The 23,827-nt window shown below is 62.3% G+C and carries 27 protein-coding genes; 7 read left to right on the top strand and 20 right to left on the bottom strand.

What is annotated here, in order from left to right:
* The first annotated feature begins 98 nt into the window (after nt 1-98).
* Entirely contained in the window at nt 99-1,334 is a 1,236-nt protein-coding gene (locus KBB36_RS16530) for an ATP-binding protein (RefSeq protein WP_290983361.1), read from the top strand.
* A 4-nt stretch (nt 1,335-1,338) separates the two neighbouring features.
* On the opposite strand, the gene KBB36_RS16525 is transcribed toward KBB36_RS16530, so the two are convergent.
* From KBB36_RS16525 to KBB36_RS16460, 14 genes are all read right to left on the bottom strand, one after another.
* Nucleotides 1,339-2,616, bottom strand: a complete 1,278-nt coding sequence (locus KBB36_RS16525; RefSeq protein ID WP_290983358.1) for a hydroxymethylglutaryl-CoA reductase, degradative — start codon at nt 2,614-2,616, stop codon at nt 1,339-1,341.
* A gap of 22 nt (nt 2,617-2,638) precedes the next feature.
* Nucleotides 2,639-3,955, bottom strand: a complete 1,317-nt coding sequence (locus KBB36_RS16520) for a TRAP transporter large permease subunit (RefSeq protein WP_290983354.1) — start codon at nt 3,953-3,955, stop codon at nt 2,639-2,641.
* Nucleotides 3,952-4,491, bottom strand: a complete 540-nt coding sequence (locus tag KBB36_RS16515) for a TRAP transporter small permease subunit (RefSeq protein ID WP_290983351.1) — start codon at nt 4,489-4,491, stop codon at nt 3,952-3,954. The genes KBB36_RS16520 and KBB36_RS16515 overlap by 4 nt, the downstream gene beginning before the upstream one ends.
* A gap of 79 nt (nt 4,492-4,570) precedes the next feature.
* A complete protein-coding gene (dctP, locus tag KBB36_RS16510) occupies nt 4,571-5,623 on the bottom strand; it encodes a TRAP transporter substrate-binding protein DctP (RefSeq protein WP_290983349.1) in 1,053 nt (350 codons plus the stop codon).
* Nucleotides 5,623-6,360, bottom strand: coding sequence for a helix-turn-helix domain-containing protein (locus tag KBB36_RS16505; protein ID WP_290983347.1), 738 nt, complete (start codon nt 6,358-6,360; stop codon nt 5,623-5,625). Before KBB36_RS16505 ends, dctP begins: the two co-directional genes overlap by 1 nt.
* A 122-nt stretch (nt 6,361-6,482) precedes the next feature.
* Nucleotides 6,483-6,947 (bottom strand): EF-hand domain-containing protein, encoded by a 465-nt coding sequence (locus KBB36_RS16500; protein WP_290983345.1) that lies wholly within the window; start codon nt 6,945-6,947, stop codon nt 6,483-6,485.
* 220 nt (nt 6,948-7,167) lie between these two features.
* Entirely contained in the window at nt 7,168-7,575 is a 408-nt protein-coding gene (gene msrB, locus KBB36_RS16495; protein ID WP_290983343.1) for a peptide-methionine (R)-S-oxide reductase MsrB, read from the bottom strand.
* A 21-nt stretch (nt 7,576-7,596) separates the two neighbouring features.
* Nucleotides 7,597-7,875, bottom strand: a complete 279-nt coding sequence (locus tag KBB36_RS16490) for a DUF3325 domain-containing protein (RefSeq protein WP_290983340.1) — start codon at nt 7,873-7,875, stop codon at nt 7,597-7,599.
* Nucleotides 7,872-9,392, bottom strand: a complete 1,521-nt coding sequence (locus tag KBB36_RS16485; protein ID WP_290983338.1) for a PepSY domain-containing protein — start codon at nt 9,390-9,392, stop codon at nt 7,872-7,874. Before KBB36_RS16485 ends, KBB36_RS16490 begins: the two co-directional genes overlap by 4 nt.
* Nucleotides 9,389-9,655 carry a DUF3649 domain-containing protein gene (locus tag KBB36_RS16480; protein ID WP_290983336.1) on the bottom strand — a complete coding sequence of 89 codons (267 nt, stop codon included), beginning with the start codon at nt 9,653-9,655 and terminating at the stop codon, nt 9,389-9,391. The genes KBB36_RS16485 and KBB36_RS16480 overlap by 4 nt, the downstream gene beginning before the upstream one ends.
* A complete protein-coding gene (locus tag KBB36_RS16475) occupies nt 9,649-12,102 on the bottom strand; it encodes a TonB-dependent siderophore receptor (protein WP_290983333.1) in 2,454 nt (817 codons plus the stop codon). Before KBB36_RS16475 ends, KBB36_RS16480 begins: the two co-directional genes overlap by 7 nt.
* A gap of 141 nt (nt 12,103-12,243) precedes the next feature.
* Nucleotides 12,244-13,200, bottom strand: a complete 957-nt coding sequence (locus tag KBB36_RS16470; RefSeq protein ID WP_290983330.1) for a FecR family protein — start codon at nt 13,198-13,200, stop codon at nt 12,244-12,246.
* A gap of 85 nt (nt 13,201-13,285) precedes the next feature.
* The gene (locus KBB36_RS16465; RefSeq protein ID WP_290983327.1) at nt 13,286-13,819 is read right to left on the bottom strand and encodes an RNA polymerase sigma factor; all 534 of its coding nucleotides are present in this window, start codon (nt 13,817-13,819) and stop codon (nt 13,286-13,288) included.
* Nucleotides 13,820-13,913: 94 nt separating this feature from the next.
* Nucleotides 13,914-14,339, bottom strand: coding sequence for an SPW repeat protein (locus KBB36_RS16460; RefSeq protein WP_290983324.1), 426 nt, complete (start codon nt 14,337-14,339; stop codon nt 13,914-13,916).
* A gap of 212 nt (nt 14,340-14,551) precedes the next feature.
* Here KBB36_RS16460 and KBB36_RS16455 point away from each other — a divergent pair, with 212 nt between their 5' ends.
* The 3 genes from KBB36_RS16455 (at nt 14,552) to KBB36_RS16445 (ending at nt 16,550) form a co-directional block, all read left to right on the top strand.
* Nucleotides 14,552-14,968 carry an Ohr family peroxiredoxin gene (locus KBB36_RS16455; protein WP_290983321.1) on the top strand — a complete coding sequence of 139 codons (417 nt, stop codon included), beginning with the start codon at nt 14,552-14,554 and terminating at the stop codon, nt 14,966-14,968.
* A gap of 60 nt (nt 14,969-15,028) precedes the next feature.
* Nucleotides 15,029-15,475: a MarR family transcriptional regulator gene (locus tag KBB36_RS16450; protein ID WP_290983318.1), complete on the top strand. Its 447-nt coding sequence runs from the start codon at nt 15,029-15,031 to the stop codon at nt 15,473-15,475.
* Between the two features lie 115 nt (nt 15,476-15,590).
* Nucleotides 15,591-16,550 (top strand): ribonucleotide-diphosphate reductase subunit beta, encoded by a 960-nt coding sequence (locus KBB36_RS16445; RefSeq protein WP_290983313.1) that lies wholly within the window; start codon nt 15,591-15,593, stop codon nt 16,548-16,550.
* Between the two features lie 263 nt (nt 16,551-16,813).
* On the opposite strand, the gene KBB36_RS16440 is transcribed toward KBB36_RS16445, so the two are convergent.
* Complete coding sequence (locus KBB36_RS16440) at nt 16,814-17,035, bottom strand: hypothetical protein (protein ID WP_290983309.1); 222 nt, start codon at nt 17,033-17,035, stop codon at nt 16,814-16,816.
* Nucleotides 17,036-17,253: 218 nt separating this feature from the next.
* Between KBB36_RS16440 and KBB36_RS16435 the strand changes: the two genes are divergently transcribed.
* Together KBB36_RS16435 and KBB36_RS16430 are read left to right on the top strand one after the other, a co-directional pair.
* Entirely contained in the window at nt 17,254-18,216 is a 963-nt protein-coding gene (locus tag KBB36_RS16435) for a succinylglutamate desuccinylase/aspartoacylase family protein (RefSeq protein ID WP_290983306.1), read from the top strand.
* A 2-nt stretch (nt 18,217-18,218) separates the two neighbouring features.
* On the top strand, nt 18,219-19,289 hold the full coding sequence (locus KBB36_RS16430) for an AbrB family transcriptional regulator (RefSeq protein ID WP_290983303.1): 1,071 nt from the start codon (nt 18,219-18,221) through the stop codon (nt 19,287-19,289).
* On the opposite strand, the gene KBB36_RS16425 is transcribed toward KBB36_RS16430, so the two are convergent.
* Complete coding sequence (locus KBB36_RS16425) at nt 19,270-20,034, bottom strand: methyltransferase domain-containing protein (RefSeq protein WP_290983300.1); 765 nt, start codon at nt 20,032-20,034, stop codon at nt 19,270-19,272. The two genes, KBB36_RS16430 and KBB36_RS16425, sit on opposite strands and share 20 nt — an antisense overlap.
* Before the next feature lie 85 nt (nt 20,035-20,119).
* Here KBB36_RS16425 and KBB36_RS16420 point away from each other — a divergent pair, with 85 nt between their 5' ends.
* Complete coding sequence (locus tag KBB36_RS16420; RefSeq protein ID WP_290983297.1) at nt 20,120-20,587, top strand: thioesterase family protein; 468 nt, start codon at nt 20,120-20,122, stop codon at nt 20,585-20,587.
* A 3-nt stretch (nt 20,588-20,590) separates the two neighbouring features.
* Here the strand turns inward: KBB36_RS16420 and KBB36_RS16415 are convergent, their stop codons facing one another.
* The 4 genes from KBB36_RS16415 to nadE all read right to left on the bottom strand — a co-directional run.
* Complete coding sequence (locus KBB36_RS16415) at nt 20,591-20,875, bottom strand: cupin domain-containing protein (protein ID WP_290983294.1); 285 nt, start codon at nt 20,873-20,875, stop codon at nt 20,591-20,593.
* Nucleotides 20,876-20,891: 16 nt separating this feature from the next.
* Nucleotides 20,892-21,755 carry an RNA methyltransferase gene (locus KBB36_RS16410; RefSeq protein ID WP_290983291.1) on the bottom strand — a complete coding sequence of 288 codons (864 nt, stop codon included), beginning with the start codon at nt 21,753-21,755 and terminating at the stop codon, nt 20,892-20,894.
* A complete protein-coding gene (cimA, locus tag KBB36_RS16405; RefSeq protein ID WP_290983288.1) occupies nt 21,730-23,340 on the bottom strand; it encodes a citramalate synthase in 1,611 nt (536 codons plus the stop codon). The genes KBB36_RS16410 and cimA overlap by 26 nt, the downstream gene beginning before the upstream one ends.
* On the bottom strand, nt 23,337-23,827 hold a 491-nt coding region (nadE, locus tag KBB36_RS16400), incomplete at its 5' end, for an NAD(+) synthase (RefSeq protein ID WP_290983285.1). The genes nadE and cimA, both read right to left, overlap by 4 nt.

Here is a 23,827-nt window from a genome sequence, read left to right as displayed (position 1 = left end):
GCCGCGATCCCGTCGCGGCATTGACTAAAGCTGATGATACCGGCGAATTGACCTGGGAGAAATCCGCCGCCCCCAGAGAGGTTGCATCCAGGGAAGCAATGCGGGGGGAAGGTTTGCGCGGCGAACCACGCCCGCGCCCGCCCTGGCCGTTCTCGGAACTGGAACGCGAATTGCGCGCCGCCTTGTCGGAAAGTGACTATCCGGAAATCCAGGTGCGGCCCTGGCGCCCGCGCCGCCCACAGGCCGGGCTGGATATCGGGCCGGGGCTTTCCATCGTCATTCCATGGCAGACCGGGCCTCAGCACGGCCCACCAGGGCCGGGACCAGGGCCACAGCAAGGGCCGGAGCGGCATGACGATATGCAGCAGGGCGAAATCCGTCTGCCGCCGATTTTTGCCGTGTGGCTGCGTGATGCCGGCGGGCAATGGTATAGCGTGAAGCCGCGCCAGGCTGAGCCATTGGTGCCGCGCTGGCTGTTCACCACGCTATGGCTGCTGACCACGGCCGCGATCATTGCCGGCCTGACCCTATGGACCACGGTGCGGCTGCTGCGGCCATTGCGCGCCATGGCCGATACCGCGCGCGACTGGCAGGCCGAAGCGCCGCCGCGCCATCTGCCGGAAACCGGGCCGATGGAATTCCGCGCCATTGCGCAAGCCATGAATGCGATGCAGGGCCGCATCCACCGCTTCGTGCGCGACCGCGCCGCTTTGGTGGCTGCCCTGTCGCATGACCTGCGCACACCGCTGACCCGCTTGCGGCTGCGGCTGGAAAGCCCGGAAAGCCCGGAGCGGCGCCAGCGCATGCAGGATGACATCGATTTCATGCAGCGCCTGACCGAGCAGTTGCTTGGCTTTTCGGCACTTGATGCACGCGGCGAGCCGGAGCAGCGCGTGGATATCGCCGTGCTGCTGGCCAGCCTGTGCGACGATGCCAGCGATGCCGGCAGCGATGCGGTATATGACGGCCCGGTGCATGTGGTGACGGTGTGCCGGCCCACAGCGATGAAACGCGCGCTGATGAACCTGATCGACAATGCAATCAAATATGGCAGCCTGGCGCGGGTTGGGCTGACATTGCAGGGCGATAGCGTGGCGATCCGCGTGCGCGATGCCGGCCCCGGCATCCCGGCGGCTGAATTCGAGAATGTGCTGGCGCCGTTTTATCGCCTGGATACGGCACGCGGCCAGGAAACTGGTGGCCAAGGTGCCGGCTTGGGTATGGGCCTGGCAGTGGCGGCATCCATCCTGCGCGCCCATGGCGGCAGCCTGGCTTTCGCCCATCCACCCGAAGGCGGTTTTGAAGCGATTGCCATGCTGCCACTCAGGCGCTGAAGCGTTATTTGCTGCGCAGCTTGGCCAGTTCGGCCTCGGCCAGATCAACACGCACCTTGCCTTGTGCCACCAGGGCGCGTGCCACAATCTCAATCTCGTCGCCCAGCGCACCGGCCATCATGGCTATGTTCTGCGCATGCAGCGCCATATGGCCCTTCTGAATACCGGTGGTGGCCAGGGCCTTGAGGGCCGAGAAATTCTGCGCCAGACCAACCGCGGCAATGATGCGCGCCAGCTCCTCGGCAGATTGCACACTAAGGATTTTCAGCGCCACCTTGGCGGTGGGATGCAGCTTGGTGGCGCCGCCGATCAGGCCCACGGCCATCGGCATTTCGAGGATACCGGCGAGGTCGCCCTCGGCCGTGCGTTCCCAATGGGTCAGGCTGCTGTAGCGGCCCAGCCGCGCGCCATAGGCATGGGCGCCGGATTCCACAGCGCGGGTATCATTGCCGGTGGCCAGCACAACGGCGCTGACGCCATTCATGATGCCCTTGTTATGCGTGGCGGCACGATATGGATCGGCTTCGGCGAAATGATACGCGGCCAGCATGCCGTCGCGCACTTCGGCGCCGCCAATCGCTTCGGCCTTCCACACACAGCGCGCCCGCGCCAGGCGGCGATCCGCCAGGTTGGACAGGATGCGCAGGTAGGTGCGCCCGCCGGTCCAGGCGGCAATATAGGGCGCCAGCTTCTCGGCCATGGTGTTGACCGCATTGGCGCCCATGGCATCGCGTGTATCCACGATCAGATGCGTGATCACCATATCGCCGCCGCGTGTGGCGATGATGCGCACTTCAAGATCGCGGAAACCGCCGCCCAGCTTCACCAAGATCGGGTCGCATTCATCGCAGATCGCCTTGATCTCGTCGCGGCGCTCCAGGATCTTGATCCGTGCATGCTGCGGATCGGCGATATCCACCAGCTGCACCTGGGCAATCATCAGCGGCCCAGACATCGAGGTGATGAAACCGCCATTGTCGTAACATTGCCGCGCCGCATTACACACGGCTGCCACCACCGAGGATTCCTCAGTGGCCATCGGGACCAGCCGGTCTTTGCCGTCGATCAGCATATTGGTGGCCACGCCAACCGGGATATTCATGGTGCCGATCACGTTTTCGATCAGATGATCGGCCACATGTTCATCCAGATTGCCGGTATTGGCGAGATGATCCATCTCGGCCGCGTCCAGGCCGGCAAAGGCGCCAACCAGTTCGATACGTTCGCGGATACTCTTCTTGTGCAGCCCGGAAATGCGCGAGCTGCGATTCTTGCCATCCATAATCATGCTCCTTGTCTGGCGTTTACTTGCCAACCATCAGGCTGGGCAGATAGGTGATAACATCCGGGATCAGGGCGCAGATCAGCAGGCCGACACCCTGTAGCAGGAAAAACGGGATGATGCCGCGATACACCTGGTTCATGCCGATATGCGGCGGCAATGTGCCCTTGATATAAAACAGCGTGTAGCCAAAGGGCGGGCTGATATAGCCCATCTGAATGGTGATGGCGTAGAGCACACCGAACCACAATTCATCGAAGCCAAGCAGGCGCACAATCGGCAGGAATACCGGCACGGTGAGCAGGATGATGCCGATTTCGTCCAGCACGGTGCCAAGGAAAATCAGGATCAGCATCATGCAGGCCAGCACCACCCAGCGATCCACCTGCAAGTCACGGATGAAGTTCAGCAAGGTATCGGCGCCGCCCAGGCCGGTGAAAATCGCCACATAGGCCTTGGCGCCGATGGTGATCCACATGATCATGGCGGTGGCCTTCAGCGCATCGATCCCGGCTTCCCGCAGCATGCCGATATTCACGCGCCTTGCCAGCGCCGCCGACAGCAATGCACCGGCTACGCCAACCGCAGCCGATTCCGTGGGCGTGGCGATGCCGAAAAAGATCGAGCCAAGGATCATCACGATCAGCATGGCCGGCAGCACCAGCGATTTGAGCGCCCGCAGTTTTTCGATCAGCGGCACATGCTCAATATCCTTTGGCGCCGGAGCCAGCTCCGGCTTGAGCCAGGAAGCGATCAGGATATAGAGGATGTAGAGCGACGCCAGGATGATGCCCGGCACCACGCCGGCGATCAGCATCTTGCCGATCGATATCTGGGCGGTGACGGCATAAACGATGGTGAGCACTGAGGGCGGGATCAGGATACCAAGTGTGCCGGAAGCGCAGATGGTGCCAAGCGCCAGTTTCGGATCATAGCCACGCCGCAGCATTTCCGGCAGCGCCAGGATGCCCATGGCCGTGACGGCAGCCCCCACCACGCCGGTCATCGCCGCCATGATGACACAGATCACCACGGTGCCAACCGCAAGGCCACCACGCAAGCGGCCGAACCACAATTCCATGGCACGATAGAGCGCTTCGATGATGCCAGAGCGTTGCAGGATGCAGGCCATCAGGATGTAAAGCGGGATCGCCAGCAGCGCTTCCGATTTCATCGCATCAAAAATCTGCAACACCAGCACCACCACGGCGCTTTCGTTCCACAGCGTTACGGTGAACAGCAGCGACAGGCCGCCAAGCACAAAGGCAATCGGCAAGCCGGTGAGCATGAATATGGTCAGGCTGCCGAACATCAGGATCAGGATGGCGGAGGAACTCATAGCGCCACCTCACCCTGTGCAATGGCATCACTTTTATCTGCCGGCTGCTGAAACAGCACGCGCAGGAATTCCGCCGCTGCCTGTAACAGCATCAAGGCCAATGCCAGCGGCACGGCGAGCTTCACTGGCCAGATCGGCGGGTTCCAGGCGGAAAAACTGGTTTCGCGATACTCCCAGGCACTCAAAGCCGGCGGCACCGAAAACACCAGCAGGATGGTGCAGAAAGCCATGATGATGGGGTAATTCAGCAGATCAAAAAACCGGTTCCAGCGTGCATCAAGCCGCTGGCGCAGCAGATCAAGTGCTACATGGCCCTGCAAATGCAGCAGATACGGCCCGCCGAAAAGGAAATACGGGCCGAAGATCAGCACCGCCAATTCCATGCCCCACACTGTAGGTGCATTGAAACCATAGCGCGCCACCACTTCGTAAAGCATCACCGGCACCACCACGGCCATCAATGTGGCGGTGGCAAGAAAGACCCAGCGATTGACGGCGGTGATGGCGCCAATCAAGGCGGCAAGCCAGCGAGGCATGATAATCTCCTGCGGAAAGAAACCACCCGGCAGCACAATGACTGCCGGGTGATTGACGCGGCGGGTTAAAGGCCCGCGATCAGGTGAGCAGGCCGAGCTGCTTCATGAAAGCGGTCTGGCTATCCAGAATCTTGCTGGCCAGCGCTTCACCCTTGGTGGCGGTTTTCCAGGCATCCATCGCTTTCGGCCGCGCGGCATTCACTTCCGCCGCGTCGAACATGATCACTTCACAGCCCTTGGCGCGATACTTGGCCAGCGAGGCCATGTCGTTGACCAGGATATTCTGGCGCAGCGCACCCGAGACTTCGCGGGCGGCCACCGCCAGCGCAGCCTTGAAATCGGCCGGCAGCTTGTCATAGGCGGCGCGATTGGCGACATAGGATGTAGCCGTGGTTGGCTGATGGAAGCCCGGCACGATCACATATTTCGCCACTTCAGCCAGACCGGCTTCAAAATTGGCGGTCAGGTCGCCGCGATCCGCCATGTCGATGACACCCTTATCCAGCGCCGAATAGACTTCGCCGGTGGGCAGCGGCGTTACCGACACACCAAAAGCGCCCATCACGGTGGAGGCCAGGCCAACGAAGCGGCCCTTCTTGCCGGCCAGATCGGCGATCTTGCGCACCGGCACCTTGGAATGCAGCGGCTCCTGGCCATAAACCGTGGGGGCGATGTAATGCAGGCCGGCCGGGGCATAGGCCTGGCGCGCCATCTCGATGCCACCCAGCTCATAGAACCAGGCTTCCAGCTGATCACTTTCAGCAAAGCCGAACGGCACCGTGCTGGTGAAGGCGAAGGACGGAATCTTGCCGGCTTCATAGCCATCGAAGGTTTTCATCATTTCAAACGCGCCGCCGCGCACGGCATCAAATGCCTGCGCCGCCGGCACAATCTGGCCCGCCGCAAACAGCGTGATCTTGAATTTGCCGCCGGTCAGTTCCGCAACCCGGGCAACAAACTTTTCTTCATATTTCTGCGGCGTGGTGCCGCCATCCCACAAAGCCTGCATGCGCCATGTGACGGTGCCGGACTGGGCCAGCGCCGGACGGGCAAAAGTGCTGGCGGCCATGGTGGCGCCAGCCGCAGCCACTGCGCCGAGCGCAGCACGGCGGGAAAGCTTGGAATTACGCATTATTTCCTCCTGGATTTGTTGCCTGGCGGCGCGGCCGGTTTTCCGACCTTGGCAATGCTGCCCGCCGCCGCTTTGGTTTCCGGCCCGAGAATGACAACGAACGCCTGTGCCGGATCGGCGCCCGCGGCTTCACCCCGATGATCCACGCTGGGGTCAAAATAAACGCAGTCGCCGGCATCAAGCAGATATTCGGCGCTGCCATAGATGAAGCGGACCTTGCCGCTCATGACAAAAAATATTTCCTCGCCGCGATGGCGATAGAGCAGCTTGGGCGCCTTGATCGGCGGCAAGTGCAGCAGAAAGATTTCTGCGCGACGGTCCTTCTTGCGATAGGACAATGATTCGAACACATAGCCCAATTCACTGCCATCGCGGTTGATGCGGCGGCGCTCGGTGGCGCGCACCAGGCAGAAGGGCGAGGCGGTTTCCTTGTCCTCAAAAATATCCGACAGCTTGAAGCGGTAAACCTCGGCCAGCCGGCTCAACACCGCAATCGACGGCGCCGCCGTGCCGGCTTCCACCTTGGACATATAGCCCTTGGTCACGCCGGCCTGCTTCGCTGCTTCCTGCTGCGTCAAGCCGCGCGTCATGCGCAGATTGCGCAATGTGCCGCCGAGATCGCCAAAGCTCTGCGGCTCGGCGGCTGACTTGGCCGATACGGGTGGCATGATTTCCCTGGTTTCCTCGCGCTGCGCCGCCGGATTGACTCGGCGACGCTGGTTTCCTGTAGGTTTCATATTTTTAAACCTCCTGTCAACAAGACTTCCTTGTGTGCGCCGCAGCATCCTGCAAAAAAACAGCAGCGCCATGCCGAGCATGACGCTGCCAGTATTTCACCGCCACAATCAGGCAGCAGTTATCATGCCGTCACTTGCAGCTTGAACAAGTCAAGCAAGGCATTGCTTTCCTCGTCTTCCTCATCCGAGCTGCTCAACAGCCCGGCAGAATCATAAGCTGCGGCGCCCTGGCTTGGCGGCGGTGGTGGCGGCGACCCGCCCTGGCCCTGCATCGCCACCAGTTGCGACTGCATCTGCTCGTCCAGCTTGGCAAAGCCGGAATCGAATTCGGTCTGGCTGATACTGCCATCGCCGTCACTGTCAAAATCCTGCATGAATTGCTCGGCCGATGGCGGCTGCCCGCCCTGCGGGCCGCCAACGCCACGCGCCGCGCCGGCTTCCGCCATCTTGGCGGCCTGTGCTTCCAGCTCGGTCTTGTCGATGCTGCCATCACCGTTGCTGTCGGTTTCCTGGAACATCTTCTGGCGCATCTGCTTGAGCAGATCGGCGGCGCCAGTGCCGCCATAACCACTTATGCTACTGACCATGTTACGTCTCCCATGCGATTGCGATGCTGAAGGCACGGCGCCTTCAGGCATGGGCATTTCAAGCCATGTGCCAGCCACCTCACGCGGGCAAGCCGATGATCCGGCAAAGAAATACTGTTGCAGAAAAAACCCTGGGCAATTAACGCCGGGCATCAATTGCCGGATTTGTTTCCGGCGGTTACCTGCAACATATCGTCATAGTATTGCAAGGCTTGCATCATCAGCCTTTCGGGACAAATTTCAGCGCCACGCCGTTCATGCAATAGCGTTCGCCGGTCGGCTGTGGGCCATCGTCAAACACGTGGCCGAGATGGCCGCCGCATTTGGCGCAATGCACTTCGGTGCGGCGCATGAAATGGCTGCTATCCTGGCTGGTGGCGGTGGCATGCTCCAGCGGCGCCCAGAAGCTGGGCCAGCCGCAGCCGCTTTCAAATTTGGTATCGGCCTCAAACAAGGCCGAGCCACAGCCGGCGCAGAGGAAACGGCCCGGCCGCTTTTCCTGGTTAAGCGGGCTGGTATAGGGTCGTTCGGTGCCATGCTGGCGCAGCACCTGATATTGCGACGGCGTGAGCCGCGCGCGCCATTCATCCTCGGTCAGTTGAATCGGAAATTTCTGCTGCTGGCTCATCGCCCACCTCCTGCCCCGGCATCATAGCGGCCGGCGCTGGATATAGGGCAGCAGAAATACCAGGACCAGGGCCGCAGCCCCGGCAATACCGAACCATGCCACCAGGCCAATGCGCCAGCCCCAGATCGCCAGGCAAAGCCAGCCGCCAAGGCCAAGCCAGCAGCCGCCGGCAAGACGCAGCAAAAAAGGCCGGGCCGGTGCCGTGCCATGGCCCAGCACCTGCCGGGCATGGCGCGGCATCGCCAGCGCCAGCGCGCCCCAGCCGCCGAAACAGAGCAACAATGCCAGGGCCACGCTCATGCGCGGCAGCGCCAGGCCAGGGCCGCCAGCAGCAAACCGGCCGCCAGCGCACAAAGATCAAAGCCGGCAAACACCCAATCCGCTGCCGCCAGGCTGGCATCCAGGCCGCGCCCGGTGGTGAAGGCGTTCAGCAGCGGCAGGGCCAGGCACAGCAGCGCGCCAAGGCCAAGCTGCTCGCGCCAGGCGGCAAGATGCGGCCTTAATGCCGCATGCAGGGCAGCCAGGCCCCAGGCGGCAAAAAACGCGATGCCCTCACGCCAGGCGCGCTGCGGCAAATCCAGCGGCAGCAGACGATTGGCCCAGAACAGCACCGCCACGGCAATCGGCAGGCCGGCAAGGCTGGCAACATTCAGCACATCCACCAGGCGATGACCAAAATGCAGCCCCGCTGCCTGGCGGCGGCGCTTAGCCGCCCAAAGCAGCAAGCCGGTGGCCGCCATCGCCGTGCAGGCAGCACCGGCCACAAAAAACAGCCAGCGCAATGGCCAATCGGCGAAGCGGCCAAGATGCAGGCCATAAAGCGCCCGCTCGCTGGCCGCCATCCAGGATACAGCCGCATCATCGCCAAGCCGCACGCCGCTGACACCATCATGGGCAAACTGGTTGCGATGATGCGAGATATGGCCCGCATCATCGGCGATCAGCAGTATCCGGCTGCCCTGGCGCTGTGGCCACAGCACATCGATACGACCAACCCGTTCCTCGCTATCCGCACCGGCCCAAGCGGCTTCAGCGGCGCGGATCAGCGGCGCCAGATCGGTCAGCGGCGCAGCACCGCCTATGAGGCCAGGCGGCGGCAGATTTGGCAGTGCGGCTTCCAGGGCAAAGGCCTGGGCATTGCCGCGATAAGCCAGGTCAACACTCCAGGGCAGATACAGCGTCATCAGCGTGATCAGGCCGCTATAGGCGATCATCAGATGAAACGGCAGCACCAGCACGCCGGTGACATTATGCGCGTCGAGCCACGAGCGTTGCCCTTTGCCGGGCCGGAAAGTGAAAAAATCGCTGAAGATGCGCTTATGCACTATCACGCCGCTGACCAAAGCCACCAGCATCGCCATGGTGGCAAGCCCGACCAGCAGGCGGCCCGAACGCCAGGGCATGTGCAGATCAAAATGAAAGTAATACAGGAAGTCGCCGCCGCGGGTCTGCCGTCCCGGATTGGGCAGGCCAGTATGCGGTTCCAGCGCCACACGCTGAAACGCCGGCAGGGCGCCGCCGGGATTGCGCCACACGGCAATCTCCAGCAGCGGCCGCCGCTGATTGGGCAATTCGATCAGCCAGCGCCGCGCTCCACTGCCATGAGCGGCGAGCCAGTCTTGCGCCAGAGTAGCGGCATCAGCACTGGCCGGGGGCGCACTGCGCTGTGGCAGTTCAGGCTGCATCCACAGGGTTATCTCCTCGCGGAAATAACTCAGCGTGCCGGTGAGGAACACGGCATATAGCAGCCAGCCAAAAACCAGGCCGAGCCAGATATGCAGCCCGGCCATGCGCGGGCGTAAGCCGGTTTGTGTCATGGCAGGCCCGGCCAGAACACAATACCGGCAAGTATTGCCGCCGGCAGCAGCAGGCCGGCCCAGGCGCGCCAGGCGGTGCTGGCGGCAAACACCCACAGCACCGCCAAGGTGCCGATGGCAAAGGCGCTGACCAAGCCCAGCATCACCCCATCGGCACGCGGCCCCGGCCAGGCCAGGGCCAGCGCGATACTCCACAAACTGGCCAGGCCATAGCAACCGATGCTGGCGGCCAGGATACGCGACAGCAAGGCCAAGGCTACCACTTGTATTTCAGCGAGGCATAAACCGTGCGGCCATCACCGTAGAAGCAGCGCACAGCGGCAGAGCAGGCTGAAACATATTCCTTGTCAAACAGATTGGTGGCGTTGAGGGCGGCGCTCCAGCCGGCAAATTCCGAGCCCAGGCTGCCAAGATCATACCTGATCGCGGCGTCAAACAACGTGAAGGCCGGTACCTTGAAGCTGTTTGCATCATCGCCGAAGGTTTCACCGGTATAACGCAAACCGGCAGCCAGGCCGAGGCCGCGCCATTCGCCCTGCTGGAAAGTGTAATCAAGCCAGGCCGAAGCCGCATGGCGCGGCACACGGGTGGGTGATTTGCCCTGGCGCCGCACCGCCACACCGCCGATCGTGTTGGTGGTGCCATTGTCGGCAGTCACCTCAGCATCAAGCAAAGTATAAGCAAGCGTGGCATTCAGCCCTTCAACCAGGCTGGCCTTACCCTCGAATTCCAGGCCGCGCGAGGTGATCTCGCCGGTCTGCACCACAAAGCCAGGATTGGACAAATCGGTGGTGGTGACATTCTGGCGCTTCAAATCGAAAGCGGAAACCGTGATGAAGCTGTTGAGGCCAGGCGGCTGATACTTCACGCCAACTTCATATTGCACGCCTTCGGTGGGCTTGGCCGGCTGGTTGCCCACCAGCGTGCCGGATGTCGGATCAAAGGATTCGCTATAGCTGAGATAGGGCGAGAAGCCGGCATCGAAGCGATACATCAGCGCGGCACGTTTGGTCATCGCATCGTCGCGCTGCTTGCTGATGCCGTTGGTCATCAGGTTGCGGGTTTCGGTCTGCGCCCAATCCTGGCGCAAACCCAGCACCAGGATCCATTGCTCCCACTTGATCTGATCTTGCAGATAGAGGCCGTATTGCTCGGCTTCGGTCTTGTTGCGCTGATACGCCGTCGGCGTGATGGTCTGGTAGTAGGTCGGGTTGAACACATCAATGGTGGCGGTGGGTGATTGCAACACGCGGTCGGTATCGTTGCGCATCACCTGGGCATCAAAGCCGGCCAGCACCACATGCTTCAGCGGCCCGGTGCCGAAATCCGCCTGTAGCTGATTATCCACCGTGGTGTCGTTGGAATGCTCAAGCATGCCAAAAGCCTGGCGATTGGCTGTGCGCTGGTTCGCCTGCATGGTGCTGATATAGACATTGGCGAAATCAAGCCGGTTATACATGTGGCGCAGATTCTGCCGCATTGTCCAGGTATCGTTGAAGAAATGCTCGAAGGCATAGCCAAGCGAGACGTTCTCACGATTCCAGCGCATGTAATTCGGATCGCCGGCAAAAAAATCACGCGAGATATGACCGTTCGGATTATCCAGGATGGTGCCGATGGCAGGCAGCCAGTTCAGCGGCGAGCCGCCGAAATCATCCTTCTGATAGCGCGTCAGCAGGGTGAGCGAAGTATCGCCATGCGGCGCCCAGGTCAGCGACGGTGCCAGGCTGATACGCTTGCGATCGGAAAAGTTGGTCTGGGTTTCGGTATCCAGCGCCAGCAGGCCGAGGCGATAGCGCAAGGTGCCGGCCTGATCCAGCTTGTCGCCAAAATCAACGCTGCCCTGCATGCGCTCATAACTGCCGGTCTGCAATTCGGCTTCGCCAAAAGCCTCGGCCTGCGGCCGCTTGCTCACCATGTTGACCAGACCGCCCGGTGTGGCCTGACCATACAGCACCGAGGCCGGCCCCTTGATCACCTCCACCCGCTCGAAAGCAAAGGGATCGATGCCAGCCACCACATAGCCGCTGCCCTTCAGCCGCATGCCATCAATATATTCGTTGAAAGATGGGCCGGATGTGCCATCGCCGCCGAAGCCACGGATGGAGGAACTGTCGCCACCATAGCCGCTGGAAGCGCCCATGGCACCGGCGCGCACGCCAGCGGTATAGCCCAGCGCCTCGGCGATATTGCGCACATTGCGCGCCTGCATCTCCTCACGCGTCACCACGGAAATGGATTGTGGCGTCTCGGCCAGCGGGGTATCGGTTTTGGTGCCGCTGGCGCTACGGCTGGCAACAAAACCATGCGCTGGCCCCCAGGCTGTTTCCAGCGCAGCAACACCGCGCTGGTCGCCCTCCACCAGCACCGGCGGCAATGTGGTGGCGCCGTTGATCTGCGGCGCCTGCACCAGGGTTACCGTGGTGGGATTGGTGAAACGATAGCTGACCCCGCTGCCGGACAGCATCCGACGCAAGGCATCTTCCGGCGCCAGGCGGCCGGATACAGCGGCGCTGCGACGCTCCCGCGCCAGGGCGGCATCAAAAAAGAACTGGATGCCGCTGGCCTGGGTGAAACCAACAAGGGCGGAAACCAGCGGCTGTGCCGGAATGTTGAAATCGCGCAGCGTGTCGGCCTGGGCCAGTTGCGCCGGCTGCGCCCGGGCAACGGGCGGCGCCAGCAATGCCGTAGCCAGCGCCGCAGAAATCATCAACCCCGCCACATGGCGGCCAGTCCTGTAAGCAACCCGCATCATCACTACACTTCCCCGCCTTGTTCGTTGCGGTGCCGCAGCACCCTCTCTGCCAAGACGGATCGCCAGCAGCAGAGCATTAGTCGGGGCGTAAAAAAATCAGGCGGCCTGCACCAACACCAGATAATTGGCTAGCCGGGTCAGGCGCAGGCGCAGGATCTGCGCAATGGTGTTCAGCGCTTCATCCGCACGATCCGCATGGAAAAAGCCGGTCACAGGTAGACTGGCCAATTGCGGATCCATCATCACAATGCGGCCGCGCCGGTAACGATCAAGATCAGCCAGCACATCACCCAGCGGTGTTTCCTGGAAAAACAGCCGGCCCTGGCGCCAGGCCTGGTTTGCCGCCGCATCCACCTGGCGCAAGGCGCCATAAGCCTGGCCGTCATAGCGCAATTGCTGGCCGGCGCCGAGCGTGACGGGCTGTTGCCCCGGCAGCGCCACGGCCACGAGATGCTCGGCCACCGTAACGGTGACGGCGGCATCATTGCGCTTCACGTTGAAACTGGTGCCAAGCGCACGGATGCTGCCCTGGGCGGCCTGCACGATAAAGGGCCGCGCCGCATCCGGCGCCACCGCGAAAAAAGCCTCGCCGCGATGCAGCCTGACATGACGCCGGCCGGCATCAAAGCCCAGCGACAGGGCGCTATCGCCGCCCAATTCCAATACCGAGCCATCCGGCAAGCTGAATTGGCCGCGCTGGCCGATGGCTGTTTCGTGATCGGCCAGCAGCGGCAGATTACCCAGCAGGTAGCCGCCCGCTCCGGCAACAATGGCCAGGCCCGCAGCGCGTTTCATCCAGTCGCGCCGGCTGGGCCGCATGCTGCGCTGCTGGCGAGCCTGTGCGGCCTGGGCGCGCAATGCCGGCACCGCCGGATCAAAACGCTGCCACAGCGCCTGCACCCGCCGCCAGGCTTCAGCATGCGCCGGTGCTTCGGCCAGCCAGGCGGCAAAGGCGGCGCGATCAGCTTCGGTCGCCGCTTCCGGCTCGCGCAGCAGCACAAACCAGCGCCGCGCCGCCGCCATTGCCGGGTCGTCCCGCTGCTGCTCGGTCATGATGTCTTTGCCTGCCGCCATGGTTCAGCCTGCCGCCACATCGGCAGCCCGCCATAGCATAAGACGACCGAGCCGGCAGCAAGCATTACCCGGCACCGTCATTTTGCAGATCGTCTTGCAGATGGCGCTCCAGCAAGGCCAGCGCGCTGGTCATATGCACCATCACGGTGTTGCGCGCGATACCAAGGCGCAGCGCGATTTCGACATAACTCAGCTCCTGAATCTTTGCCAATAGGAAGACTTCGCGGGTGCGCGGCGGCAGGCGATCCACGGCCTGCATCAGGCGGCGCAATTCGCCACGCTGCACCGCCTCGTCTTCCGGCGAGGGGCGCAGATCGGCCGCCTGGGCGGCAACTTCCTCGGCCAAGGGCTGTTCCACGCCATGCGCCACATGGCGCTGGTGATCGATGGCCAGGTTCGAGGCGATGCGGAACAGGTAGCTTTTGGGATATCGCATAGCCTCGACAGGCTGGCCGGCGATGGCAGCCCGCAACCAGACTTCCTGGGTCAGATCTTCCGCCAGGCCGGCATGACGGCCCAACCGGCGCGCCAGGAAACGCTGCAAAGCGCTTCTCTGCTCGGTAAAGATCGCCAGCAACGGGTTACGCATCAGCGGCATGTTCGGCCTGGCTCGGCAGGAATCGGGCGGGTTCAGGCCGAAGTTGATACAAATGAGAATTATTATCAACTAATTTATTACCCTACCCATCCCGCTATTCCTCGCCCCGGCCCCAGCCGCGCCACAAGGTGAGGATCGACAGGGCAATCACCATCAGGCCGAAGCCGATATGTGGCAAAGCCGCCGCAGCATAGACTTCGTAGCCCAGCAGCCAGGGCGACAGGCAGAGCCAGAAACCGAGGCCGAGCGTGACCCAGGCTTCCCAGCGATCCAGCAAGGTCAGGGTCAGTGCTGCCAGGGCAAAAACCAGCATGCCGACAATCACCGCATTCAGCGTGGCGTAATCCAGGCCGGTGAAACGGAAAGCCCAGGGCGAAACGCCGATGGCAACGCCCACAGCCATGGTGAGCCAGCTATCCCAGGGCAGCCGCTGGTGCTGCTGCTGCTGTTTCACATAAGCCCGGCTGCCACGCGGATCGAAGCGGTGCGGAAAGGAATGCAGTTTTGAGATCGGAACCATGACACACCTCCATACAAGGGCAGACGGCGGCATGAATGCCGCAGGCGGTGCTCGGTCCCCCAGCCGAGCGCCGTGAGGGCGCCTGCCGGTGGATTAGATATGAGGGATGAAAGCGGCGAAAAAAAGATGGTGGAGCCTCTTGCCAGAATTTAAATTGTGCGCTATTTAATTTCTCGCAAGACAATATTTCCCCTTCACCATAGGAGCGTCCCATGACCCCGCTTTACACCACCACCGCCACTGCCACCGGCGGCCGCGCCGGCCGCGTCACCTCGGCTGATGGCATCATCGACATGACCCTGGCGATGCCGAAGGAATTGGGCGGCCCGGGCAATGCCGCCAATCCGGAAACCTTCTTCGCTTCCGGCTATGCCGCATGCTTCCAGGGCGCGCTGGGCCTGGTGGCACGCGGCAAGGGCATCACCCTGCCGGCCGGCAACACCGTCACGGTCACCATCGGCATCGGCAAGGATGAAACCAGCTTCGGCCTGAATGCCGCCATTGTGGTGCATCTGCCCGGCCTGGATCAGGCCACCGCCGACGCGCTGGCCCATGGCGCGCATCAGGTTTGCCCCTATTCCAAGGCCACCCGGGGCAATATCGACGCCACCGTGACGGCCACGGTGTAATCACCCGCCTCCGGCCGGGCCGTGGTTAACACGGCCCGGCCCTTGCTTCAGAATGCAACCATGACCGCCGATTCCGCCCTCAAGCTGGATGCCCAGCTCTGCTTTGCGCTTTATGCCGCGTCGAATGCGATGACGCGGCTATATCGCGACAAGCTGGAGCCATTGGGCCTGACCTATCCGCAATATCTGGTGCTGCTGGTATTGTGGGAGCAGGATGACCTCACCGTCAGCCAGCTAGGCGAGCGGCTCTATCTCGATTCCGGCACACTGACGCCGATGCTCAAGCGCATGGAGCAGGCCGGCCATCTCAGCCGCCGCCGCGATCCCGCCGATGAGCGCCAGGTGCGCGTGTTGCTCACCGCTGCCGGCCAGGCCTTGAAGGCAGAGGTTGCAACAATGCATGCCGGGCTGGCCTGCCTGCTGCCGCTTTCGTTGCCCGACATCACCCGCCTGCGCACCGAATTACGCGGCTTTGCCGCCGCTCTACACAACTTGCCCACGGATTAATCCACAGGCTTACTAACAAGATTTGGCAGGCGGTTTTACGCCGCACACAATATGTTGCGTCCAACTACGGGAGTGGCTAGTCTCCGCCGCAACACGTTGTCACGAGGAATCCATCATGCCGCTGCTCGATGCCAAGCCGGTCTACAAGCCGTTCCAGTATCCTTGGGCCTATGAAGCCTGGATGACGCAGCAGCGTGTGCATTGGCTGCCCGAGGAAGTGCCGCTGGCCGATGACGTAAAGGATTGGCAGAAGAAGCTCACTCCGGGCGAGAAGAATCTGCTGACGCAGATTTTCCGCTTCTTCACCCAGGCCGATGTGGAAGTGTCCAACTGCTACATGAAGCATTACGCCCGGGTGTTCAAACCCACCGAAGTGCAGATGATGCTGGCGGCCTTTGCCAATATGGAGACGGTGCATATCGCCGCCTATTCGCATCTGCTCGATACCATCGGCATGCCGGAAGAAGAATATTCGGCCTTCCTTCGCTACAAGGAGATGAAGGACAAATACGACTACATGCAGCAATTCGGCGTGGAGACCAAGGCCGACATTGCCAAGACCCTGGCAGTGTTTGGCGCCTTCACCGAAGGGCTGCAACTCTTCGCCTCCTTCGCCATCCTGCTCAACTTCCCGCGCTTCAACAAGATGAAGGGCATGGGCCAGATCGTGTCTTGGTCGGTGCGCGACGAGACGCTGCACACCAATTCGATCATCAAGCTGTTCCGCACCTTCGTGGAAGAGAATCCGGAAGTCTGGACCGAGGAATTCCAGCGCGAATTGTTTGTCGCCTGCTCCACCATTGTCGACCATGAAGATGCCTTCATCGACCTGGCCTTTGAACTGGGCGGTGTGCAGGGCCTCAGCGCCGAGGATGTGAAAACCTATATCCGCTGGACCGCCGACCGCCGCCTGCTGCAACTTGGCCTGCAACCAATGTATCGCATCGTCAAGAATCCGCTGCCCTGGCTGGATGCGATCCTCAATGGCGTGGAACACACCAATTTCTTCGAGAACCGCGCCACCGAATATTCCAAGGCCTCGACCCAGGGCAGCTGGGAAGACGCCTTCGCCTGAGGCTTGCGCAGGCGCCAGGCGGCAATGCCGAAAACCGGCTTGCCGCCTGGCGCACAGGATAACGCCGACATTCTGGATTATGTGGCATCCAGTGGCCCGTTTAATAAAGCCGTCATGGTACGCGAAGGCGTACCATCCACGTTTTTTGTTTTACTGGCTGAAGCAAAGCACTCGTGGATGGTAGGCCTGCGCCGACCATGACGGCTTTGCTGTAAGTTCTGGCCGCAGCCATCGACCCGAAACTTTAACCGGGCGCCACGGCCTTAAGCCAATATATCCACCGCGCGGCGCTGCTGCTCGAGCCCGACGCGCAAGGTGACGCCGGCCACGGCCTGCTGCTGTTTGGCCTGGGCAATAAGCTGCGCCGCTGCGGCCATGCTATCGGCATCCAGGCTGCCTTCGGCAACCAGCTTCACCGCCCGGGTCAGGCGGGCTTCGGCCTGGCCAAAGGCCGCCAGGCTGGCGCCGATTGAATCAATCATCATGGCAAAAGTATAATCCAGGCCCCATCTTCGCGCAATGTTCCGGTTTTTCAGCCCAAAACAGCCATGCCTTGCCAGGCCGCATACAATGCTATGCGCTCTACGCCTGGGTAAAATCAGCATAGCATCGGGCTTTGCACGAGACGCCCCGGCCTTGATCTGCTATGCAACCGAAAAGTTCAAACAGAAACATAACAATCAGCGGAGCCCCTGTCCCAGCCATGCCGAGCGCCACCACCCCGCCACTGGACCTGTTGCCAATCCCGATCGATGCCTATCGCGACGGCAATACCGGCATACCATTCGCCCATCGGCTCGATTCCGGCCGTGTTGGCCCCAGCGTGGCGATCACGGCGCTGATCCATGGCAATGAAGTGTGCGGCGCCCATGCGCTGGATCTGCTGCTGCGCAGCCAGTTCCGCCCGAGCCAGGGCAGCCTGACCCTGATCTTCTGCAATGTCGCCGCCTATATGCGCTTTGATCCGCGCGACCCCACCGCCTCGCGCTTTGTCGACGAGGATATGAACCGGGTGTGGGATACCACAGTGCTGCGCTCGGCACGCAGTTCGGTGGAACTGGAGCGGGCACGCGAGATCGAACCGCTGGTTGCCGCCACTGACCTGCTGCTCGACATTCATTCGATGCAGACGCCCTCGCCGGCGCTGATGCTCTCCGGCCAGCTGGCCAAGGGCCGCGACCTGGCGCGGCTGGTGGGCGTGCCGGGCCATGTGGTGGCCGATGCCGGCCACAAGGCTGGCAAGCGGATGCGCGATTATGGCGGCTTCGGCGAAGCCGGCAGCGCCAAAAATGCCCTGCTGGTGGAATGCGGCCAGCATTGGGCCGCCGATAGCCGCGCCATGGCGATTGAAACCATGCTGCGTTTCCTGCTCGCCACCGGCCAGGCCGACACCGCCCTGCTGGCCCGGCATGGCCTGGCATTGCAGCCGGCCCAGCCGCAGCATTTTGTTGAAGTGACCGACGCAATCACCATCGAGACCGAGGAATTCCGCTTCCTGGGCGAGTTCCAGGGCCTGGAATGTATTCCGGCTGCCGGCACGGCAATCGCGCAGGATGGCCCGGTGACCCTGCGCACGCCTTATGATGATTGTGTCTTGATCATGCCGACCAAACGGCTCAAGCCAGGGCAGACCGCCGTGCGACTGGGCCGCCGTCTGCCGGCCTGATCATGCCGCGCCCAGATATCAGAACCGTCAGCGCCGGCCTGCTCACCCTGGCCATCGGCGCCGTGGGCGGCGCACTGTTCCTGTGGCTGCGCATGCCGCTGGCCTGGATGCTGGGGGCGATGTGCTTCACCGCGCCGTTGGCCTTGCTGGGCTGGCCCAAACGCCTGCCGCTACGGGTTGATCCGAAGCTGCGCGCCGTGATGGTGACGGTGCTGGGCGTGATGCTCGGCTCGGCCTTCACGCCGGAAATGCTGCGGCATTGGAGCGAATGGCTGGGCGTGATGGGCCTGATGCTGGTCTATGTGCCGCTGGCCACCGCTTTGTGCTACGGCATTTTTCGCAAGCTTGGCGGCCTTGATCCGGTAACCAGCTATTTCGCCGCCACGCCGGGCGGCTTGCAGGAAATGACCATGGTGGGCGAAGCCATGGGCGGCAATCCGCGCAACATCGTGCTGACCCACGCCATCCGCATCTTTGTGGTGGTGATGACGATCCCGGTCTATTTCCGTGTCATCGAAGGCTACCAGGTGCCGCCGATGCTGCCCGGCCCCGGCATGGGCAACATGGCGCTGAGTGATGGCGTGTTGCTGATCGGCTGCGGCGTGATCGGCTGGGCGCTGGCGCGGCGGCTGAAAATCCCCGCCGCGCAATTGCTTGGCCCGATGCTGTGCTCGGCCTTTGTGCATCTGATGGGCTGGTCCACGGCGCAGCCGCCGCCGGATGTGGTGGCGGTGGCGCAGGTGGTGATCGGCGCTGCACTGGGCTGCCGCTTCAGCGGCGCCGCCCTGCGCGAGGTTGGGCTGGTGGCGCGGCTATCGCTGTTCTCCACCCTGGTGATGATCGCCCTGGCCATCGCCCTCACCGCCATCGCCGCGCCATTGCTGGGTTTCTCGCGTGAAACCCTGATCCTGGTGCTGGCGCCGGGCGGCCTGGCGGAAATGAGCCTGGTGGCGCTGGCCCTCGGCGTCGAGGTGGCCATCGTCTCCTCGATGCACGTTTTCCGCATCATGGTGGTGGTGGTGCTGGCGCCGCAGGCTTTCCGCCTGCTGCGGATCAAACCCGGGCCAGAATGAACAGCCGCTTGAACGGAAACAACGTGCGGCCATCCGCTTCCTTGGCATAGGCGCGCAGCACCCGGGCGCGGTAATCGGCTTCGAAGGCGGCGCGTTCATCGCCTTCCAGGCGATCCAGGAACTGCTTCAGCCAAGTGCCCTTGGTATATTCCGCCACCGGGTTCTCGCCCTGCAATACCTGGGTATATTCGGTTTCCCAGATATGCAATTCGCTCACCTGGTCATGCAGCAGGCGCCAGTAGAAGGCCGGCTCATGCACCGGCTGGCGCCGCAGATGCGGCAGCAGGCGGGCGGCCCAGGGGCCATGCTCGATCGTGTCATAGATACTGGTATGCGACGGTGCGGCGAAATTGCGCGGCATCTGCACCGCCAGCCAGCCGCCCGGCTTCACAGCGCGCAACAGGCCGGGAAACAGCGCCTGATGCCCATCCAGCCAATGGAAGGCGGCATTGGAATACAGCACATCCACCGGCGCGGCCGGCCGCCAATCGGCAATCGAAGCTTCGATATACTCGGCATCGCCATAGAGGCTGCGCGCCTTGGCCAGCATTTCCGGCGAGGAATCGACACCGATCAGTTTTGCATCCGGCCAGCGGGCGCGAAACAGCGGCGTGAGATTGCCGGCACCACAGCCCATATCCAGCACGGTATCCGGCGCCGGCAGCGGAATGCGGGCCAGCAGGTCGAGCGCCGGCTGCAAACGCTCATTGCTGAATTTCAGGTATTGCGTTGGATCCCATGTCATGGCTATCAGGGTAGCCAGGGAAACGTTCCGCACAAAGGCCAATCTTATGAATTCTTTTCAACCCGCCCTCGATTTCGATCAACCGATGCAGCTCGAAGGCATGCAGGTGCTGCCCGAGCATATCGATGCCAACGGCCATATGAATGTTGGCTATTACAATGTGATCTTCGATCAGGCGCTGGATAAGCTGTTTGTGCCATTCCAGCTTGACTGGAGCTATGTGCAGCGCACCAACCTATCCACCTTCGTGCTGGAAACCCATGTCTGCTATTTGCAGGAAGTGGTGCAAGGCGATGTGCTGCGCTTCACTTTCCAGTTGCTCGGCCAGGATGCCAAGCGGCTGCATTACTTCATGGGCATGTATCATGCCGAACAGGGCTATCTCGCCGCCACGTCGGAACAGGTGCTGGTGCATGTTGATCTCAACACGCGGCGCTCCTGCCCGTTCCTGCCCGAGCATCAGGACTTGTTTGCCCGCATGATGGCCGGCCATGGCAAACTGCCCAAGCCGGAACAGGCCGGGCGCAGCCTGGGGCTGGTGCGGAAAACCTAAAAGCTAAAGCTTGATCTCGACTTCGACAAAGGCCATCGGCGCGGCGCCGGCATTGATCACATCATGCGCCACGCCCTTGGGCCTGGAATAACTGCCGCCGGCCTGCATCTCGACGATGCTTTCCGCGCCATCGGCGCCGATAATCTTGAGCCGCGCATCGGTGAGATAGGTCACCACATAGGGATATTCATGCACATGATGCCCGGTGGCGGCGCCCGGGGCAAAATCCCAGCGCGTGACACGCACCCGGTCATCATCCACCTGCTGGGTCGGTATCGCTTGTGTCATGCTGGCCTCCGGCGTTTCACTCAGGCTGGGGGGTTTCTGGCTTCTTGTTGCGTTGCGCATAGGGCGCGCGGCGCGGCCGGCCCAAAGCCAGCGCCTTGATCATGCCGCGCAGGGTCTGCACTTCCTGTGCCGCCATTGGAATCCGCTGCAACAGATTGCGCAGATTGCGCAGGATCGCCTCGCGCTTGGGCTCGATATTGTGGAAAAAACCGGCTTCGGCCAATTCTTCCGCGAAGTGGCGATACAGCCCCTCCACCTGTTCCTGGCTGGCCCAGCCGCCATAGGCATTATCCAGCACCAGCGGCTCAGTCTGGTCCTCCGCCGTGAACCATTCATAGCCGATGAGCAGAACCGCCTGGGCCAGATTGAGCGACGAGAAACCGGGATTGAGCGGCACATTGATCGCCACATCGGCCAAAGCAACATGATCGTTATCAAGCCCGGTGCGTTCCGGGCCGAACAGGATGCCGACCCGTTTGCCCATCGCCATGTCGGCACGCATCATTGCCGCCGCCTGGCGTGGTGTTGCCACCGGCTTCATCATGTCGCGATGCCGCGCCGTGGTGGCATAGATGCGGTGCATGTCGGCCACTGCCGCCGGCACATCATCAAACAGGCTGACCGCATCCAGCACCGGATCGGCGCGGCTGGCCAGCACATAGGCCGCCGGATTGGGCCAGCCATCGCGCGGATTGACCAGGCGCATTTCAGTGAGCGCGCAATTCAGCATGGCGCGCGCCGCAGCGCCGATATTCTCGCCCAGTTGCGGTTCCACCAGGATCACCGCCGGGCCGCGATGCAGCGGCCCGGGCGGTGCCAGATGTCCCAGCTTGGGCCGGAAAGTGCCGGCCATGTCAGAGATGCGAAGCCGGTGCGCCATCGCGCAGCAGCTTCCAGTTGATGCTGTCCATCAGCGCCACAAAGGCCGCATCGACGATGTTCGGCGATACACCCACAGTGGACCAGCGATTGCCCTGGCCATCGGCGCTTTCAATCAGCACCCGCGTGGTGGCCTCGGTGCCGCCATTGAGGATACGCACCTTGAAATCCACCAGCCGCAGATCGTCGAGATAGCCCTGAAAGCGGCCCAGATCCTTGCGCAAGGCATGATCCAGCGCGTTCACCGGGCCATTGCCCTCAGCCACCGAGAACAGTGTCTGGCCATCCACGTTCACCTTAACGGTGGCTTCCGAAATGGTGACCAGTTCGCCACGCGCATTGAAGCGACGCTCGACCATGACGCGGAAACTTTTGACGCGGAAGAATTCCGGCAATTGCCCCAGCGCCCGGCGTGCCAGCATCTCGAAGCTGGCTTCGGCGCCATCATAGGAATAGCCCTCGGCCTCGCGCTGCTTCACATCCTCAAGCAACGTGCCCAGCCGTGGATCGGCGGCATCATACTGGATGCCGGCCTCATCCAGCCGCACCAGAAGATTTGAGCGCCCGGCCTGATCCGACATGATGACATGGCGGCGGTTGCCGACACTTTCCGGCGGCACATGCTCGTAGGTCTTGGGGTCTTTCATCACCGCCGAGACATGCAGCCCGCCCTTATGCGCGAAGGCCGAGGCGCCGACATAGGCGGCGTGGCGGTTTGGCGCCCGGTTGAGCAACTCATCCAGCACCCGCGAGGTGGCGGTGAGATGCGTCAAATCCTGCTGGCTCAGGCCGATATCAACATGCTCGGCGAACCACGGCTTCAGCATCAGCGACGGGATCAGCGCAATCAGATTGGCATTGCCGCAGCGTTCGCCCAGGCCGTTCAGCGTACCCTGCACCTGGCGCACACCGGCCTTCACCGCCATCAGGCTGTTGGCCACCGCATTCTCGGTGTCGTTATGGGTGTGGATGCCGAGCCGGCTGCCATCGCCGAGTTTCTGCACCACCTCGCCGACAATGCGCTCCACTTCATGCGGCAGCGTGCCGCCATTGGTGTCGCACAACACCGCCCAGCGCGCACCTGCATCCAGCGCGGCCCGGACACAATCCAGCGCGAAGCCGGGATTGGCCTTGTAGCCATCGAAGAAATGCTCGGCGTCATACATCGCCTCGCCGAAACGGGCCTGCGCCGCGGCGATGCTGTCGGCGATCAACTCGATATTCTCGGCCAGGCTGATGCCCAGCGCCACATCCACCTGGTAATCCCAGGATTTGCCGACCAGGCAGGCGGCATCGGCCTGGGCATTGAGGATCGCCGCCAGGCCGGGATCGTTGGCGGCCGAGCGGCCGGGCCGCTTGGTCATGCCGAAAGCCACCAGCTTGGCGCGCTTGAAGCTTTGCGGCGTGGCGAAGAATTCGCTGTCGGTGGGATTGGCCCCCGGCCAGCCGCCTTCGATATAGGCTACACCGAGCTTGTCCAGCGCCTTGGCGATGCTGCGCTTGTCATGGGTGGAGAAATCGACGCCCTGGGTTTGTGCGCCATCGCGCAAGGTGGTGTCGAAAAGATAGACGCGGTCCTTGTTCATGATCCGACTGGGTCCCGAAATGCATTCGTGATCGGATAGCGACGATCACGCCCGAAATTGCGGGCCGTGATCTTCACTCCGGGCGGAGCCTGCCGGCGCTTGTATTCCGCGATGTACAGCAGATGCTGCACGCGGCGCACCACCGCTTCAGGCTGTCCGCTGGCCACAATCTCAGCCACCGAGAGTTCACGCTCCACCAGCATTTCCAGGATCGCATCAAGCTGCTCATAGGGTGGCAGGCTATCCTGGTCGGTCTGATCCTCGCGCAATTCGGCGCTGGGTGGCCTGGTGATAATTCGCTCGGGGATCACGCGGCCTTCCGGCCCCATCGCATCCATCGGGATATGCCGGTTGCGCCAATGCGACAATTCAAAGACGGTCATCTTGTAGACGTCCTTGAGCACCGAATAGCCGCCGCACATATCGCCGTAGAGCGTGGCATACCCCACGCTCATCTCGGATTTGTTGCCGGTGGTCAGCACCATAT

This window comes from Ferrovibrio sp. (assembly GCF_017994015.1).
Lineage (GTDB): Bacteria > Pseudomonadota > Alphaproteobacteria > Ferrovibrionales > Ferrovibrionaceae > Ferrovibrio.
This window is presented reverse-complemented; position numbering and strand designations above follow the sequence as displayed.

Coding starts and splice junctions, on each gene's coding strand:
- KBB36_RS16530 (WP_290983361.1), top strand. CDS start 99: ATGCGGGGGGAAGGTTTGCGCGGCGAACCACGCCCGCGCCCGCCCTGG.
- KBB36_RS16525 (WP_290983358.1), bottom strand. CDS start 2,616: ATGGATGGCAAGAATCGCAGCTCGCGCATTTCCGGGCTGCACAAGAAG.
- KBB36_RS16520 (WP_290983354.1), bottom strand. CDS start 3,955: ATGAGTTCCTCCGCCATCCTGATCCTGATGTTCGGCAGCCTGACCATA.
- KBB36_RS16515 (WP_290983351.1), bottom strand. CDS start 4,491: ATGCCTCGCTGGCTTGCCGCCTTGATTGGCGCCATCACCGCCGTCAAT.
- dctP (WP_290983349.1), bottom strand. CDS start 5,623: ATGCGTAATTCCAAGCTTTCCCGCCGTGCTGCGCTCGGCGCAGTGGCT.
- KBB36_RS16505 (WP_290983347.1), bottom strand. CDS start 6,360: ATGAAACCTACAGGAAACCAGCGTCGCCGAGTCAATCCGGCGGCGCAG.
- KBB36_RS16500 (WP_290983345.1), bottom strand. CDS start 6,947: ATGGTCAGTAGCATAAGTGGTTATGGCGGCACTGGCGCCGCCGATCTG.
- msrB (WP_290983343.1), bottom strand. CDS start 7,575: ATGAGCCAGCAGCAGAAATTTCCGATTCAACTGACCGAGGATGAATGG.
- KBB36_RS16490 (WP_290983340.1), bottom strand. CDS start 7,875: ATGAGCGTGGCCCTGGCATTGTTGCTCTGTTTCGGCGGCTGGGGCGCG.
- KBB36_RS16485 (WP_290983338.1), bottom strand. CDS start 9,392: ATGACACAAACCGGCTTACGCCCGCGCATGGCCGGGCTGCATATCTGG.
- KBB36_RS16475 (WP_290983333.1), bottom strand. CDS start 12,102: ATGATTTCTGCGGCGCTGGCTACGGCATTGCTGGCGCCGCCCGTTGCC.
- KBB36_RS16470 (WP_290983330.1), bottom strand. CDS start 13,200: ATGACCGAGCAGCAGCGGGACGACCCGGCAATGGCGGCGGCGCGGCGC.
- KBB36_RS16465 (WP_290983327.1), bottom strand. CDS start 13,819: ATGCCGCTGATGCGTAACCCGTTGCTGGCGATCTTTACCGAGCAGAGA.
- KBB36_RS16460 (WP_290983324.1), bottom strand. CDS start 14,339: ATGGTTCCGATCTCAAAACTGCATTCCTTTCCGCACCGCTTCGATCCG.
- KBB36_RS16455 (WP_290983321.1), top strand. CDS start 14,552: ATGACCCCGCTTTACACCACCACCGCCACTGCCACCGGCGGCCGCGCC.
- KBB36_RS16450 (WP_290983318.1), top strand. CDS start 15,029: ATGACCGCCGATTCCGCCCTCAAGCTGGATGCCCAGCTCTGCTTTGCG.
- KBB36_RS16445 (WP_290983313.1), top strand. CDS start 15,591: ATGCCGCTGCTCGATGCCAAGCCGGTCTACAAGCCGTTCCAGTATCCT.
- KBB36_RS16440 (WP_290983309.1), bottom strand. CDS start 17,035: ATGATGATTGATTCAATCGGCGCCAGCCTGGCGGCCTTTGGCCAGGCC.
- KBB36_RS16435 (WP_290983306.1), top strand. CDS start 17,254: ATGCCGAGCGCCACCACCCCGCCACTGGACCTGTTGCCAATCCCGATC.
- KBB36_RS16430 (WP_290983303.1), top strand. CDS start 18,219: ATGCCGCGCCCAGATATCAGAACCGTCAGCGCCGGCCTGCTCACCCTG.
- KBB36_RS16425 (WP_290983300.1), bottom strand. CDS start 20,034: ATGACATGGGATCCAACGCAATACCTGAAATTCAGCAATGAGCGTTTG.
- KBB36_RS16420 (WP_290983297.1), top strand. CDS start 20,120: ATGCAGCTCGAAGGCATGCAGGTGCTGCCCGAGCATATCGATGCCAAC.
- KBB36_RS16415 (WP_290983294.1), bottom strand. CDS start 20,875: ATGACACAAGCGATACCGACCCAGCAGGTGGATGATGACCGGGTGCGT.
- KBB36_RS16410 (WP_290983291.1), bottom strand. CDS start 21,755: ATGGCGCACCGGCTTCGCATCTCTGACATGGCCGGCACTTTCCGGCCC.
- cimA (WP_290983288.1), bottom strand. CDS start 23,340: ATGAACAAGGACCGCGTCTATCTTTTCGACACCACCTTGCGCGATGGC.